We start from the raw sequence: 2,121 nt of genomic DNA, 5'->3' as shown, positions 1-2,121 counted from the left end.
AGGAACAACACCAAAAGCAGACGAACCATCAGCAGGAACAACACCAAAAGCAGAGGAACCATCAGCAGGCACAACACCAAAAGCAGACGAACCAGCAGCAGGCACAACGCCGAAATCAGACGAGCCAGCAACAGGAGCAACACCAAAAGCAGAGGAACCAGCAGCAGGAACAACGCCAAAAGCAGAAGAACCAGCAACAGGCACAACACCGAAAGCGGAAGAACCATCAGCAGGCACAACGCCGAAAGCAGACGAACCATCAGCAGGCACAACGCCAAAAGCAGACGAGCCATCAGCAGGCACAACACCGAAATCAGAAGAACCATCAGCAGGCACAACACCAAAAGCAGAGGAACCATCAGCAGGCACAACACCGAAAGCGGAAGAACCATCAGCAGGCACAAAAGAAGATGCTCCGTCTGAAGAAGTAGCATCTAAAGATGAAAAATTTGAGGAAGCCAAAAAAGATGGAAAAGATGCTATTGAAAAAATTGCAGCTTCAAAACTTAGTGAAATTGAAAAAGTTAAAGATGAAGCAGAAAAAGCTAAGTTAGAAGCTAAATTAAAAGAATTAAAAGAAGCAGGATTAGAAGCGATAAATAATGCTAAAGATCACGATGCAGCAGTAGATGCTACGGATGAATATCAAACTAAGATTGATGAGATTAATGTTCCAGGTGAAGAATTACCAGCACCAAATTATAACAAAGATAATTTAACAAATGGCCGTAATGAAGGTACTACTATTGACAATGGAAGTACGGTAATAGGTCATGGGTCAGGTGAAGCTACAGCAACAACTCCGACACAGCCTACTACTGAAAGATCAACTACTACAACAGCTACAGCACAACCTTCTTCAACTTCAGAAGGGACTTCAAGTTTTAGAAATGCTCCATCAGTTCAAGCAAGAGCAAGAAGAGTGGTACGTTCAACATCAGAACCAGATGGAACTGTAAATATTAGCTATAACTTCGCTGGAATGCCAGATATTCATGGCTTCCTATCTGATCCGGGAGAAAATAACACTGTCACAATTCCTGCTGGAACGAGTGAAGCACAGGCAAAAGAGCTAGTAAAAGAAAAAATTCAAGCCAAGATAAAAGACTTAGCTACTAGAGGGTATCATGTGAAAAATGACATTATTTTTGAACAAGATACTACTGTGAAAAATTATAACTACGTTGTCACATTCGCTAAGGAGGCTACAGGAACTTCAGGTTTCAGAATGGCTCCAGCAGTTCAACCACGCGCTAGCAGAAATCGTAGAAGTCTAGAACAGCCAGCTTCTCAAAAGGTCAAAGTCAATGTTTTTTATAATTTTGATCAAATGAAAGATATTGCAGGTTTCCTAGGAGATATCAATGGAACTCCTCTTGAAGTCGCGGAAGGTTCAACAAATGAACAGGTTAAAGCAGCTGTCAAGAACCAAGTTGATGCTAAGAAAGAAGAGTTGCGCAAACGCGGCTATACTTTCAAAGAGGACTATGTATATCAAGCTAATGGGAAAGATTATAACTACGTTGTCACATTCACTAAGGAAGCTACAGGAACTTCAGGTTTCAGAATGGCTCCAGCAGTTCAACCGCGCGCTAGCAGAAATCGTAGAAGTCTAGAACAGCCAGCTCCTCAAAAGGTCAAAGTCAATGTTTTTTATAACTTTGATCAAATGAAAGATATTGCAGGTTTCCTAGGAGATATCAATGGAACTTCTCTTGAAATTGCGGAAGGTTTATCAAATGAAGAGGTTAAAGCAGCTGTCAAGAGCCAAGTTGAAGCTAAGAAAGAAGAGTTAAGCAAACGCGGCTACACTTTCAAAGAGGACTATATCTATCAAGCTAATGGGAAAGATTATAACTACGTTGTAACATTTTCAAAAGCAGCTAAATAATTTTCATTCTATAGAGAGTGAAATGCAAGCAGAGAGAGCGATAGGCTCTCTTTGTTTTATCTAGTGGTCAGTTACTTACAGACAAAAGGCCAGTAAGAGGCTATAATAGAAAATAGAGTAGGTGTTTATTCTAATACTCTTCGAAAATCTCTTCAAACCACGTCAGCATCGCCTTACCGTATGTATGGTTACTGACTTCGTCAGTTTCATCTACAACCTCAAAAACATGT

1 protein-coding gene is annotated in these 2,121 nt (G+C 40.7%); it reads left to right on the top strand.

Annotation, left to right across the window (positions count from 1 at the left end; translation table 11 throughout):
* A partial coding sequence (locus ADI58_RS07740) for a hypothetical protein (protein WP_049522092.1) occupies positions 1 to 1,891 on the top strand: 1,891 nt, incomplete at its 5' end.
* Between the last annotated feature and the right edge of the window lie 230 nt (positions 1,892 to 2,121).

It is taken from the genome of Streptococcus mitis, from assembly GCF_001074635.1.
Lineage (GTDB): Bacteria > Bacillota > Bacilli > Lactobacillales > Streptococcaceae > Streptococcus > Streptococcus mitis_E.
The sequence above is the reverse complement of the archived record's forward strand: the minus strand, read 5'-3'. Positions and strand labels throughout refer to the sequence as shown.